At 63.3% G+C, this 13,346-nt stretch carries 11 protein-coding genes; 1 reads left to right on the forward strand and 10 read right to left on the reverse strand.

The features are described from left to right. Position 1 precedes the first annotated feature (1 nt). The 10 genes from AC3WWH_RS23915 to AC3WWH_RS23960 form a co-directional block, all read right to left on the reverse strand. Entirely contained in the window at positions 2–454 is a 453-nt protein-coding gene (locus AC3WWH_RS23915; RefSeq protein WP_058325023.1) for an RbsD/FucU family protein, read from the reverse strand. A gap of 134 nt (positions 455–588) precedes the next feature. Then, on the reverse strand, positions 589–2,973 hold the full coding sequence (locus AC3WWH_RS23920; protein ID WP_058325024.1) for an aldehyde dehydrogenase family protein: 2,385 nt from the start codon (positions 2,971–2,973) through the stop codon (positions 589–591). Positions 2,974–2,978: 5 nt separating this feature from the next. Beyond that, positions 2,979–3,992, reverse strand: a complete 1,014-nt coding sequence (gene deoC / locus AC3WWH_RS23925) for a deoxyribose-phosphate aldolase (RefSeq protein WP_058325025.1) — start codon at positions 3,990–3,992, stop codon at positions 2,979–2,981. Between the two features lie 178 nt (positions 3,993–4,170). Next, the gene (locus AC3WWH_RS23930; RefSeq protein WP_058325026.1) at positions 4,171–4,902 is read right to left on the reverse strand and encodes a DeoR family transcriptional regulator; all 732 of its coding nucleotides are present in this window, start codon (positions 4,900–4,902) and stop codon (positions 4,171–4,173) included. A gap of 233 nt (positions 4,903–5,135) precedes the next feature. Next, entirely contained in the window at positions 5,136–6,938 is a 1,803-nt protein-coding gene (locus AC3WWH_RS23935; protein ID WP_058325027.1) for a M24B family metallopeptidase, read from the reverse strand. 25 nt (positions 6,939–6,963) lie between these two features. Next, entirely contained in the window at positions 6,964–7,980 is a 1,017-nt protein-coding gene (locus tag AC3WWH_RS23940; RefSeq protein ID WP_058325028.1) for an ABC transporter ATP-binding protein, read from the reverse strand. Further along, a complete protein-coding gene (locus AC3WWH_RS23945; protein WP_113398817.1) occupies positions 7,977–8,990 on the reverse strand; it encodes an ABC transporter ATP-binding protein in 1,014 nt (337 codons plus the stop codon). Before AC3WWH_RS23945 ends, AC3WWH_RS23940 begins: the two co-directional genes overlap by 4 nt. Before the next feature lies 1 nt (position 8,991). Continuing rightward, the gene (locus tag AC3WWH_RS23950; protein WP_113398818.1) at positions 8,992–9,861 is read right to left on the reverse strand and encodes an ABC transporter permease; all 870 of its coding nucleotides are present in this window, start codon (positions 9,859–9,861) and stop codon (positions 8,992–8,994) included. Further along, positions 9,858–10,799, reverse strand: a complete 942-nt coding sequence (locus AC3WWH_RS23955; RefSeq protein WP_113398819.1) for an ABC transporter permease — start codon at positions 10,797–10,799, stop codon at positions 9,858–9,860. Before AC3WWH_RS23955 ends, AC3WWH_RS23950 begins: the two co-directional genes overlap by 4 nt. Before the next feature lie 63 nt (positions 10,800–10,862). Continuing rightward, positions 10,863–12,440, reverse strand: a complete 1,578-nt coding sequence (locus tag AC3WWH_RS23960) for an ABC transporter substrate-binding protein (protein ID WP_058325031.1) — start codon at positions 12,438–12,440, stop codon at positions 10,863–10,865. 227 nt (positions 12,441–12,667) lie between these two features. On the opposite strand from AC3WWH_RS23960, the gene AC3WWH_RS23965 reads away from it, so the two are divergent. Further along, on the forward strand, positions 12,668–13,288 hold the full coding sequence (locus AC3WWH_RS23965; protein WP_112996925.1) for a cupin domain-containing protein: 621 nt from the start codon (positions 12,668–12,670) through the stop codon (positions 13,286–13,288). Positions 13,289–13,346 lie beyond the last annotated feature (58 nt).

Consider the following 13,346-nt stretch of genomic DNA (forward strand, 5'->3'; position numbering starts at 1 on the left):
GTCAGGTCTTGGGCGGGATCACGCCCTTGGTGAAGAGAAAGCAGCCATAGAACCGCGTCTCGCCCGTGGTGATGACGCAATAGGCCTTCTTGGCTTCCTCGTAGAAGGCGAAACGTTCGATGCCGTACATGGGCGCCGACTTGCCTTCAGCGCGATTGATCGCCGACTGGACTTCCTGCTGCACCGGCAGGACTTCATCCGGCGCTCCCATCACCTCCATACGGCCGGCCGAAGGCTGCAGCGGCGTGTCGAGGGGCAGCACGGAAAGCACCGCTTCGACCGCACGCGCCGCCGAGACATTGTCGATGCGCAGCAGCGTGCCGAGCGTCGTCTTGCGGGCAATGGCGTCGGACGGGAAATTGGTGTCGGAAATGACGACCGTGTCGCCGTGCCCCATGGATCTCAACGCGTGCAACACGTCGGCATTAAGGGCCGGGTCGATATTCTTGAGCATACAGTCCTCCTCCAGGCGCCATGCCGTCGCGGCCGCACCATATGCGTTTCCCGTTCAGGACAAACGCGTCTCCCCAACTGTTCACTTTTCCATCGCGCGAGCCGGCTCCCTCCGCCCCGCGCGTGGAGCCCCCCCTACTCGCCGTAGGGGATCCAGATGTTCTTGACGTCGGTCGCGCGGCGCAGATAGGCCGGGCCTTCCGCGGCGTCACGGTCGAGCCAGTTCGTCACCTTGCCGTAATCGACGAAGGTCCGCTTCAGGTTGCCGGACGAGAGTTTCTCGACCAGCGTCGAAAGTTCAGGCGTGCCGAAAGCCCAGAGGGCGTCGACGTCGTTGTGGCTTGCAAGCGTCTTTGCCAGCTCGATCGCCGACCCGGTGACGATGTTGACGACGCCGGCCGGAACGTCGGACGTTTCCAGAACGGTGTAGAAATCGGTCGCCGCCAGCGGATGCGGCTCGCTCGGCACGACGACGACCCGGTTGCCGGTGGCGATCAACGGCGCGACGAGGCTGATCATACCGAGAAGCGGTGCTTCCGGCGGGCAGATCACGCCGACGACGCCGATCGCCTCGGGCATGGCAAGTGCGACACCGCGAAGCGGCGGCTGGTGCACCGCACCTTCGTACTTGTCGGCCCAAGCGCCGTAGGTAAACAGGCGCGCGATCGAGGCTTCGACCTCCGCCTTGGCATTGGCGGCCGAAGCACCGGTCATGTCGGCAATGCGATCGGCGAATTCCTCGGCACGGCCGCTGAGGTTTTCGGCAATGTAGTAGAGGATCTGGGCGCGGTTGTGCGTCGTTGCGGAGGACCAGGCGGATGCCGCTTGCGCCGCGACGACGGCGTTGCGGATATCCTTGCGATTGCCCTCGCCAACCTCGCCGAGCACCTTGCCCTTGGGCGAAAGAACGTTGCGATTGTAATTGCCGTCCGGCCGCGCCTGCTTGCCGCCGATATAGAGCTTGGCGGTGCGGTCGACGGTCGGCAGGGCGAAATCACCAGCGACCGGTTTCAGCGCCGGTTCGGCGACCGCCGCCCTGAGCTTGCGGCCAAGCCATGCCTTCGGCTTCAGATATTCATAGCAGCCCTCGCGACCGCCCTCGCGGCCGAAGCCGGACTCGCGCTTGCCGCCGAAACCGGCGGACGCGTCGAAGAGATTGGTGGCGTTGACCCAGACGACGCCGGCGGCGAGCTTTGCCGCGACGTGCAGCGCCAGGCCGATGGTCTCGCTCCAGACGCTGGCGGCAAGGCCGTAGCGCGTGTGGTTGGCAAGCTGGATCGCCTCTTCCGGGGTGCGGAAGGTCATCGAGACGGCGACCGGCCCGAAGATCTCTTCGGTCGCGACGATCGAGGTTGGCTGCACGCCGGTCAGCAAGGTCGGCGGATAGAAGCTGCCGCCCTTCGGCAGTTCGATCGACGGCTGATGCAGAGCGGCCCCTTCGGCGACGCCCTTGGCAACCAGGCTTTCGATCCGCTGCAACTGCACCGGCGCGACGATCGCCGCCATATCGATTGCCTTGTCGAGCGGATGGCCGACACGAAGCGTCTGCATGCGGCGCTTCAAACGCTCGTAGAAGAGCGGCGCCACGCCTTCCTGCACGAGGATGCGCGAACCGGCGCAGCAAACCTGGCCCTGGTTGAACCAAATGGCGTCCACCACACCCTCAACGGCGCCGTCGATGTCGGCATCGTCAAAGACGATGAAAGGCGATTTGCCGCCGAGTTCCAGCGTCAGCGACTTGCCGGTGCCGGCGGTGCGTTCGCGAATGAGCCGGCCGACCTCCGTCGAGCCTGTAAAGGCGATCTTGTCGATATCCGAATGCTCGACGATCAGCGCGCCGGTTTCGCCCTCGCCGGTCACGACGTTCAGCACACCGGCCGGCAGACCGGCAGCGGCAGCAAGTTCAGCGAAGAGCAACGCCGTTAGCGGCGTGAATTCCGCCGGCTTCAGGATGACGGTATTGCCGAGCGCCAGAGCCGGCGCGACCTTCCAGGCGAGCATCAGGAACGGGAAGTTCCAGGGGATGACCTGGCCGACGACGCCGACCGGCACCTGATCGGCGAATTCGGTTTCCTGCAGCTGCGCCCAGCCGGCGTGATGATAAAAGTGGCGGGCGGCAAGCGGGATATCGATGTCGCGGGTTTCGCGGATCGGCTTGCCATTGTCGATCGCCTCGACGACGGCGATCAGACGCGCATGGCGCTGGATCATGCGGGCGAGTGCATAGAGATGCCGCGCCCGGGCATGACCCGGAAGCTTCGCCCAGGGTCCTTGCGCCTTGCGGGCGGCGGCAACCGCATCGTCGACGTCCTTGGAGCCGCCGAGCGCAATTTTCGCCAGGAGCTTGCCCGTGGCCGGCTCGCTCGTGTCGAAAGACTTGCCGGTAGCAGACGCGACAAAAGCGCCGTTGATGAAGTGGCCGAACTCGCCCTTGTGGCGCGCCAGCCATTGGCGGGCTTCGGTGTCGGCTTCGAGCGCGGGGCCGTAGGACATTTCGTCAAAATACCTTGCGACAGTCATCGGGATCATCCAATCGGGTGTCGGTTGAGGGCCGAATAGGCGCCGGTCACGTGGTGCTCGAGCTGACGCTCAATATCGGCAAGCAGGCTCGATGCGCCGATGCGGAAGAGATCCGGCTCGAGCCATTCACGGCCGAGTTCGTCCTTCATCAGGAACTGGTAGTTCAGGATGTCCTTGGCCGCGGAAATGCCGCCGGCGGGCTTGTAGCCGACCTTGAGGCCGGTCTGTTCCTGATAGGCACGGATCATGCGCAGCATGACAAGCGTCACCAACAGGGTGGCGTTGACGCCTTCCTTGCCGGTCGAGGTCTTTATGAAATCGGCACCGGCCATCATGCAGACGAGCGAAGCGCGCGCGACGTTGCGCAGCGTCTTCAGGTCGCCGGTGGCGAGGATCGCCTTCACATGGGCGTCGCCGCAGGCGGCGCGGAAGTCACGCATCTCGTCATAGAGCGCCTGCCAGTTGCCAGTGAGAACATGCTCGCGGGTAATGACGATGTCGATTTCCCTGGCGCCATCGGCAACCGAGGCCTCGATCTCGCGCAGCTTCACATCGTGCGGGATAAGACCGGCCGGAAAGCCGGTGGAAACCGCGGCGACGGGAATGCCCGAACCGTCAAGCGCCTCGACGGCGGTCGAAACGAAACGATGATAGACGCAGACAGCACCGGTCGTGATACCGCGACCGCCCATGCCAAGCGCGTCGAGCAGATCCTGGCGCACGGGCTGCCGCGCCTTGGCGCAGAGACGCTTGACGCGCTCGGTCGTATCGTCGCCGTTGAGGGTCGTGAGGTCGATGCAGGTGACGGCCTTCAGCAGCCAGGCGGCCTGGGCGTCCTTCTTGACCGTCCGACGGCCGGGCAGCGTCGCAACGCGGCGCTCGGCGGCAGACAGGTTGACGCGCTGGTCCAGCACCCAGCCGAGGTCGAGATCCATGCCGTTGTTGCGCGGCCAGTTATGGCCCGCCGCCGGCGATTGCGCGGGTTTCGTCGCGCCTGACTTCACAGCTAGGTCTTCCAAGCGATGGCTCCTTGAACTCCCTGTCACGGCACAACTCTACACCCGGGGCGCAGCCGTGGAGATCGTCAATTTTGTTATTTTTCTACCGATTTTTTGTGACTATTCCATCAAATACTGAGGGTGTCAAGCGAAGCGTCCGGATTTTGACGAATTCGTAATATTTTTGATCCAGCCGCGATTACTGCCCCGGGACCAGGGTTTCGCCCTCTTCGGTAATGACAGATCGAAAGACGTGAAGAGGCGCGAAAAACGCCGGCTTCAGCTTGCCGATCTTGCTGAGATCGATGACGAGATGGTTCTCGCGGGCAAGCGAAATGACCTTCTGCTTTACCGACACCTCGTGGAAATGCACGCAGGTCGCCCCTCGGCCCGGATCAACGCCCGCCGCCGAAAGGAAGGCAACGTTGATGCCGAGCGAATCGAGCGTTTCCAGCCCGGAATTGCCGGAGAAGGATGCCGATGACGGGTGATAGACGCCGCCCAGCATGACGATGCGGACATTGGGCTTGTGCGTCAGCTTCTCCGCCACGTTGAGCGAATAACACACTGCCGTTATTGAATAATCCTCCGGAATGAGATCGACGAGGTATTCCAAGGTGGTGCCGCAATCGATGAAGATCGTCTCGTCCGGCCGGATATGGCGGGCGGCGTGGACACAGGCCTCGCGCTTGGCGGCCGCATGGCTGTCGGCTTCGCGCGCAAGCTCATAGGGCGCATCGGGCTCAATCTCTCCCGCCGGCACGATATGCCCTCCGAGAAAGGCGAACTGGCCGGGATTGTCGGCAACGTCGCGGCGGATCGTCATTTCCGAGACGCCAAGCAGGGCCGCAGCATCGCGCAGATGCAGAACTCTCCGCCCCGAAAGCGCGTCGGCGAGCTGGATGATGCGGGCTGTCTTGCGGCTGACCATGATTTCTTCCGTGTCAGAAAAGTCCTGCAGCCTTGCGCGGCCCGAACAATCTTTGTGAAAAATATCACAAACGGTACCGTGCGAGCAAGAGGAGTCACATTTGAATGAAAGGCACCGCACACGACCGCCGAGCGACCGCCCATCAGAAAGAGAATAGCGGCGGACCAATCGGCCCGCCGCCACAATACTGTCCGTCATGCAAGGCCGCGAAGGGAAAAACGGCCAAAAAGCGATCACGCGCCGACCGGTGCTGTCCGTTCGGCCAGCCAGCCGACCGTCTCCTGATCGAGCAGCCCGTCCAATTCCTGTACGACCCGGCCATGATAGGCATCGATCCACGTCCGCTCGGCTGCGGTCAGCAAATCCAAGTCGGCGAGCCGCAGGTCGATCGGCACCAGCGTCAGGCTGCGGAAGCTCAGGAAACCGTCACCATCGTCCACCACCTCCACCTGGTTCTCGATGCGGATGCCGTAGGCGCCGGCCTTGTAGTAGCCGGGCTCTATCGTCGTCACCATGCCGGGCTTTAGCTCGATCTCGTTGACGCGGCGATCGAAGCGCTGGGGCTGTTCATGGACCGAAAGGAAGTGGCCAACGCCGTGACCAGTCCCGTGGTCATAGTCGAGCCCGAGATCCCACAGGGGACGACGGGCGAAGGCGTCGAGCTGGTGGCCGTAGGTTCCCTTGGGAAACTTCAGCGTTACCATGGAGATCAGCCCCTTCAGCACCGCCGTGTAGGCACGCCTGATCTCGTCGCTGACCGGACCTATCGCGGTCGTGCGGGTCGCGTCGGTGGTGCCCGTCAGATACTGACCGCCACTGTCGAGCAGGTAGACCCCGCCCCTCTTGATCGGCGCGCTGGTCTCATGCGTCGCCGCGTAATGGCACATTGCCGCGTGGCCGTCGGCCGCCGAGATCGACCGGAAGCTTGGCTCGACGAAGCTTTCCTCCATCTGCCGGTAACCGAGGATGCGCTCCTCCGCCTCGAGTTCGCTCACCGGCCGGCCGCTCGCATCCCGATCGGCGGCATTTTGTTCAAGCCAGGCGAAAAAGCGGATCCAGGCCGCGCCATCGAGACGGTGGCAATCGCGAAAGCCGGCAAGCTCGGTCGCGTTCTTGTGCATCTTGGCAAGCGTGATTGGGCTTCGCACCAGTTGCACGGTTCCGCCAGCGGTCCGCGTCGCATGCGCCGCCGCAGACGGGGCAAAACCCGGGTCGATCAACGCCGTGCGCCCGGCCGCCATCGCCTTGACGCGCTCAAGCAGTTTCCCGGGTTCGGCAATCGCGACATCGTCAAGCTCGAAATCCGAGAGGTCGTTCGGCAGCTTGCGATGATCGACAAGCCATTCGGTTTGCCCGGCGCGATCGAAGATCAGGAAGGACTGCGGCATCGGGTTGAAGGCAACGTCACGACCGCGAACGTTGAGAAACCAGGCGATATTGTCCGGCTGCGCCTCGATCAGCAGGTCCGCCCCCTGCTCCGCCAGCATGGCGGCGATGCGGCGCTTCTTCTCGGCGACGCTTTCGCCGGAATAGGCAACCGGAAAGGCCATGATCTTGCCGAGCGGCTTTTCCGACTGATCGGCCCAGATCGCGTCGACAAGGTCGTCGTCGACAGGCGTCCAAAGGCCACCTGCCGCCTCGACCGAACGGCCGCAGTCCGCATCCCAGGTCGATGGCAGCAGCATGGCGTTGAAGCCGACGCGCTCGCCCTTGCGCAGGTTGTTCCTCAGCCACTCCTTGAGCGGCGCATCGTAAAAGTGCTCGATCGCAAAGGTGTCGAGATCCACTTCGTCGCGCACCTGCACCTGGTAGCGGCCATCGACGAAGATGGCGGCGCGGTCGCGCATGACGATCGCCACGCCGGCGGAACCGGTGAACCCGGTGACGAAAGCCAGGCGATTGTCGTGCGGCGCGCAATATTCGCCCTGATGCTCATCGAAGCGCGGCACGACGTAGCCGTCGAGCCCGGTTTCCGCAAGCTTGCGCCGCAGGGCGCCGATCCGGCCGGAGATATCCGGCCTTGCTCTCGTATCCATGATGTCTTCCTTATCGAATTGAGTTTCAGGCGTCGCCGATCGTCTCGGCGAAATGGCAGGCGGTCATGCCGGCACCGACCGGACGCAGCACCGGCTTTTCGCGACGGCAGAGCTCGGTCGCGTGCGGACAGCGCACGTGGAACGGACAACCAGGCGGGATCGCGAGCGGGCTCGGCAACTCGCCTGATAGCGCGGGGGCGCGACGTCTTGCGTCGGGATCGAGCGAAGGCGCGGCAGCAAGCAACCCCTTGGAATAGGGATGCATCGGCCTCGAAAACAGCGCCTCCGACGGGCCGATCTCGACGATCGCGCCAAGATAGATGACGGCGACGCGGTGCGAGACGTGGCGCACGAGCCGAAGATCATGCGCCACGAACAGCACCGTCAAGCCCAGCTCGTCCTGAAGCTCGATCAACAGATTGACGACCTGCGCCTGCACCGAAACGTCGAGCGCCGAAACCAGTTCATCGGCCACAAGGCAGATAGGCTCCAGCGAGAGCGCACGAGCGATTCCGATGCGCTGGCGCTGGCCGCCCGAGAATTCATGCGGATATTTGTCGGCGGCCCCTTCGGGCAGCCGGACAAGGTCCAGCAGCTCGTCGACGCGCTGGTCGATCGCAGCCCCTTCACGCATGCGATGCACGGATATCGCTTCCCGCAGTGTATCACGCACGGTCATGCGCGGATTGAGCGAGGTGTAAGGATCCTGAAACATCATCTGGACGCGCCTGTTATAGGCCCGCCGCCGCGCCCCCTTGAGGCCTACGGCGCTTTCGCCCTCAAACAGGATATCGCCGGCGGTTGGGCGGTGCAGTCCGGCGATCAGGCGCGCGAGCGTGGACTTGCCACAACCGGATTCCCCGACGATGCCCAGCGTCTCACCCGGCATCACGTCGAGATCGATGCCATTGACCGCCGAGACGACCTGTTGCGGACGTCGGGCAAGCGTGTCGGAAAGCGAGCGTCGCTTCTCGAACTGGATCGACAGCGCGCGAAGCGAAAGCAAGGGCGTCGTGCCTACCGAAGTCGGAATGATCGTCATTGCGCCGCCTCCCGTGGTCCGAAATGCGTTTGTGCGTCTGCAAGGTGATGACAGGCGACCAGCCGCGACGCGCCGATCACTTCGAGTTTGGGCCGAAGGTCTGGGCATTCGCGACCGGCGACCGGACAGCGGGCGCTGAAGGCGCAGCCTGGCGGCAGCGCGTTCAGAGCGGGCGGTGCGCCGGGGATGGAATAGAGTGGCGATCGCGGCGCCACATCCCGCGGGATCGAGCGCAACAGCCCCAGCGAATAGGGATGACGCGCATCGGCAATCACGTCCGTCGTCGTCCCTATCTCGCAAAGCCTGCCGCCATACATGACGGCGACGCGGTCGCAGGTTTCGGCAACGACGCCCATGTCATGGGTGACGAGGATCACTGCCATGCCGAGGTCGCGGCTCAGCGACTGGATCAGCCTGAGGATCTGGTCCTGGATCGTGACATCTAGCGCTGTCGTCGGCTCGTCGGCCAACAGCAGCTTCGGGTTTGAGGCAAGAGCGATGGCGATCATCACCCGCTGGCGCATGCCACCGGAGAACTCGTGCGGGAAGTCGTCGAGACGATTGCGCGCGGCGGGGATGCCGACGAGATCGAGGAGTTCGATCGCCCGCGCTCTTCTCTGCCTGGCGTCGAGGTCCGTATGGGCGACGAGGTTCTCCGAAATCTGCAGGCCGACCGTCAGCAGCGGGTTGAGTGACGACATCGGCTCCTGAAAGATCATTGCGATCTCGCGGCCGCGGATACGCCGGAGCCGAGCCTCGTCAAGCGCGACCAGATCCTGACCGTTCCACAGGATTTCGCCAGCGACCCGCCCGCGCGGTCTGATGATGCCGAGGATCGAGCGGAGCGTGATGCTTTTGCCCGAGCCGGATTCGCCGACGAGGCCGAGGATTTCACCCTGCCCTACCTGGAACGAAACGTCATCGACAGCGACCAGCGGCCGCTCTCGCGTACCGAACTCGGTGCGAAGGTGCCGGACGTCGAGTACGACGGGTTTTTCTTGCGTTCCCATCTCAGCGCCCTTTCGGTCGAAGCAGATCGGCGAGCGCGTCGCCGACGAGGCTGAAACCGAGCCCGGTCAAGACGATGGCGATGCCCGGCATCAGGCTCATCCACCAGGCCGTCATCAGGAAGTTACGGCCCTCGGCGATCAGCACCCCCCATTCGGCCGCCGGCGGCTGCGCGCCGAGGCCGAGATAGCCAAGCGACGAGCCAAGCAGGATGGCGAGCGCCATGTCGGTCATCCAGTAGACGAGGATCGGCGAAATCGCATTCGGCAGCAGATGCCGGAAGATGATGCGCCGGTCGGAATAGCCGAGCACCAGGCCGGCGGCAGCATAGTCGTTGGCCTTCTGTGCCATGATTTCGGCGCGCGTCAGCCGGGCGTAATAGACCCAGTTCACCGCGGTGATCGCCACATACATGTTGACGAGGCCGGGGCCGAGCACCGCGACGATCGCGATCACCAGCACGAGGAAGGGAAAGGTGATGACGGCATCGACGCAGCGGCCGAAGATCACGTCGGCAATGCCGCCGTAGTAGCCGACGAAGGCACCGACGGTGAGCCCGATCAACAGCGCGAAGATCGTCGCGAAGAAGGCCATCTGCATATCGACGCGATAGGCCCAGATGACCCGCGAGAGCACGTCACGGCCGAAATTGTCGGTGCCGAACGGATGCGCAAGGCTCGGCCCCTGCTGGATCGCCTGGAGATCGAAGGCAAGCGGATCGTAGGGTGCAAAGACCTGCGGAAACAGCGCGAGTGAAAGCGACAGGCCAAGGATGACGATGCCGACGACGAAGGACGGACGGGAAAAGGCGCGGGCCAGAAAGGCAGCAAGCCGCCCCCGCGTCGGCGAATGAGATTGCGTGAGAGCCGTCATGATTGGCGAAGCCTCGGATCGAGCCAGGATTGAACGACATCGGTCAAAAGGAAGACGACGGAGACGAGCACGGCGAAGGTGAGCGTCAGCCCCTGGATCAGCGGGTAGTCGCGGGCAAAGATCGCCTCCAGCATCATCCGGCCGACGCCCGGAATGGCAAAGACCGTCTCGGTCACCAGCGTGCCGCTCATCAGGTTGCCGATAGACAGGCCCAGCAGCGTCACGGTGGAGACGAGCGCGTTTCTGAGCACGTGCCGGGTCATGATGATGCGCGGCGAAAGGCCTTTGGCGCGGGCGAACTGGACGTAATCGGCGTCGAGCACCTCGATCAGCGAGGCCCTGAGATTGCGCAGGATGATCGCCGACGTATAGAGCGCGACGCTCAGCGCCGGCAGGATCAGATGGTAGAGATTGGCGAGGAAGGTCTTGCCGTAACCGCCGACCGGGAACCAGCGCAACTGCGCGGCCAGCACCGTCAGAAGCAGCAGCCCGATATAGAAGACGGGCATGGAAAGGCCGACCTGAAAGACGCTGCGGATCGCGACGTCGACGGAACTGTTGACCCGCGACGCCGCAAGGAAGGCGAGCGGACCGGCGAGGAAGATGGCAAGCACGACCGAATAGAGCGCCAGGAAGATCGTTGTCGGCAGGCGACTAAGAATGATCTCCATCACCGGCGCCTTCAGCATGATCGAGCGGCCGAGGTCGCCCTTCAGCGTGTTCTTGACGAAGACGAGGAACTGCACCGGCAGCGGCTGGTCGAGACCGAGATTGTGCCGGATCTGCTCAAGTTGGGCATCGGTCGCCTTGGCTTCGGCCATGGCGATCGCCGGGTCGCCCGGCAAGAGGCGCACGAGCAGGAAGATGAAGATCATCACCAACAGGAACGTCGGGATGATTTGCAGCAGCCGCGCCACGAGATAGGAAAGTGAGGGCATGGTTCCAACCTTCAACGGAAGACCGGGCGGATTTCCACCCGGCCTTCGCAGATCATTCCGCAATCAGTCGGCGCGCCAGGCTTCGGAGAAGTTGTTGGCGCCGAGCGGCGTCTGCACGTAGCCTTCGATCGACTTGGAGACCGCGACGGCAAACGGCGTTTCGAACAGGAAAAGCAACGGCGCTTCTGCCGCGTAGATCTCCTGCATGCGCTTGTATTCATCCTTGCGCTTGGCCGGATCGGTCTCGACGTTGGAGGCTTCAAACAGCGTGTTGAATTCCTGGTTGTTCCAGCCCGTGCCAACGGCCTGGCGCTGCTTGTAATAGCCGAGCCAGCCGGTCACCTGCGCCGGGTCGTTGACGTCGTTTGCCCAGCCATAGGTGTGGATGTCGAAGTCGCCGGCGCGGTTCTTCTCGCCGCGTGTCGGGTTGTCGACCTGCTCCACCTTGAGGTTGACGCCGAGCGGCGCCCACATCTGCTGAAGGGCGGTAAACAGCGTCGCGTCGTCGGCGCTGCCGGCAAGCGTCGTGAGCTTCACTTCGAAACCGCCACTGAGGCCGGCATCGGCAAGCAACTGCTTGGCTTTTTCCGGGTCGTAGGGGTAGAGCGGTTCCGGACCGTAGTGCAGCTGGGTTGCGGCCGACATCAGCGAGGTCATCGGCTTGCCGGTATCGAAAGTCACGAGCTTGATCAGCACGTTCTTGTCGGTCGCATAGTTCAGCGCCTGACGCACCTTGATATCGGCAAGCGGGTTCTTCGAGCCGTCCTTCTTCGCCTCGCGCGTGTTGATCGGCGCGTAGACGATACGGGTCGACGGGAAGAGCTCCATCTTCAGGTTCGGATCGGCGCCGAGTTCGCCGACGCGGGCGAAGGGAATGAACTCGGCCGCATCGACTTCGCCGGCCTGAAGCTTGAGAATGCGGGTGGCGTCATCGGGTATGACGAGGAATTCCACCCGGTCGAGATAGGGCAACGGCTTGCCGTCTTCACCCTGGCGCCAGTAGTTCGGGTTGCGCTCGAAGCTCATGCTTGAGCCCTGCACGTGGCTCTTCATGACGAAAGGACCAGAGGTTACCGGTCCGGCTGCGAAGAAGGCGCGTGCCTTTTCCTGGTCCGTTGCACCAGCCGCCTTCTCGAAGGCAGCCTTCGGCATGATGCCGGTGTTGAAGGTCGCGAGGATCGAGATGATCGTCGGATCGGGGTTCTTCAGCGACACGGTGATCTTGTTGCCATCGGCTGTCACCTTGTCGACGGCGCCAAGGAGCCCTGCCCAGGGACCGAGCTCCGGGTTGCGCGCCCGGTCGAGCGAAAAGACGACGTCGGCGCCGGTCAGATCAGAGCCGTCGGAGAATTTCAGGCCAGTTCGGAGCGCCATTGTGATGGTCTTGCCGTCGGCGGAGACCTCATGGGTTTCGGCAAGCCCCGGCACGATCGAGCCGTCAGGGCCATTGCGCAACAGCGTTTCGTAAAGGCCGTTCACCATCCAGAGATCAGGATTGCGGTCCGCATAAACCGGATCGATGACGGTCGAGTCGTCATAGCGCGCAAATGTCATCGCGCCGCCGCGCTCGATCGCAAATGCCGAGGTGGCTGCAAGCAGCCCAAGCGTCGCCCCGAGCATGATTGGCAATATACGTTTCATCTCACTCCTCCTTTTGACCGCAGCCAGCATCGATCGCGCGCTCAACACGTTCAATTGGATATTGGATCCAATTTTTCATACTGTTTTTAGACGCCGACGGATTGCCGCGAAGACGTTCTTGTAGTTCCCCTTTTCAAGAAGGCCAGCATGCGATCTGATCGCTTGCCGAACCAACTTTAGCTGGACTAAAGTACATCGATAGACGTGAGTCAAGCGGAAAGAAAATCATGCCCTTGAAGATCGAAGAGGCGCCAGAAGCAGCCAGTGGCGCCTCCCTCCCCGAAACCTCGACTCCCGCCTCGCTCGGGCAAATGCTCAGGGCGCGCCGCAAGGAAATTGGCAAGACCATGAAGGACGTGGCACGCGAGGCCGGTCTGACGGAAGGCTTCATCAGCCAGATCGAGCGTGGCATCTCCACCCCGTCGCTAATCTCGCTTTACAACGTCGCCAACGCGCTTGGCACCAGCGTCGACACCTTCCTGTCGCAGCCGCCGCAGCACGGGCATTCCATGGTGTCGCATGCCGGCGAACGCCCCGGCTACAATGTCGAGACCAAGGAGCGCGTCTACGAGCTGATCGAACGCGGCTTTCCGGGCGCCGCGCTCAATGGCTGCATCACCCATATGCCCAAGGGCTACGCCTCCGAACTGACCAGCCACGAAGGCGAGGACTTCCTCTACCTGATCGAGGGCGAGATGCTCTACGAGATCGACGGCAAGGAATATCTGTTGAAGGCCGGCGACACGCTGCACTTCCCTGCCTCGCTGCCGCACAGCGCCCGCAATGTCGGCGCCGGGCCGGCCCGCGAACTCTGGGTCGGCACGACCCGGATCATCAAGGAAGACTGACGGGTCGCTCGCGCAGCGATTTGCGCGAGCGACGTATTGGAGCGCCTGCGCGAGATGC

This window comes from Ensifer sp. EB106-03-01-XG145, from assembly GCF_058792075.1.

Coding starts and splice junctions, on each gene's coding strand:
- AC3WWH_RS23915 (WP_058325023.1), bottom strand. CDS start 454: ATGCTCAAGAATATCGACCCGGCCCTTAATGCCGACGTGTTGCACGCG.
- AC3WWH_RS23920 (WP_058325024.1), bottom strand. CDS start 2,973: ATGACTGTCGCAAGGTATTTTGACGAAATGTCCTACGGCCCCGCGCTC.
- AC3WWH_RS23930 (WP_058325026.1), bottom strand. CDS start 4,902: ATGGTCAGCCGCAAGACAGCCCGCATCATCCAGCTCGCCGACGCGCTT.
- AC3WWH_RS23935 (WP_058325027.1), bottom strand. CDS start 6,938: ATGGATACGAGAGCAAGGCCGGATATCTCCGGCCGGATCGGCGCCCTG.
- AC3WWH_RS23940 (WP_058325028.1), bottom strand. CDS start 7,980: ATGACGATCATTCCGACTTCGGTAGGCACGACGCCCTTGCTTTCGCTT.
- AC3WWH_RS23945 (WP_113398817.1), bottom strand. CDS start 8,990: ATGGGAACGCAAGAAAAACCCGTCGTACTCGACGTCCGGCACCTTCGC.
- AC3WWH_RS23950 (WP_113398818.1), bottom strand. CDS start 9,861: ATGACGGCTCTCACGCAATCTCATTCGCCGACGCGGGGGCGGCTTGCT.
- AC3WWH_RS23955 (WP_113398819.1), bottom strand. CDS start 10,799: ATGCCCTCACTTTCCTATCTCGTGGCGCGGCTGCTGCAAATCATCCCG.
- AC3WWH_RS23960 (WP_058325031.1), bottom strand. CDS start 12,440: ATGAAACGTATATTGCCAATCATGCTCGGGGCGACGCTTGGGCTGCTT.
- AC3WWH_RS23965 (WP_112996925.1), top strand. CDS start 12,668: ATGCCCTTGAAGATCGAAGAGGCGCCAGAAGCAGCCAGTGGCGCCTCC.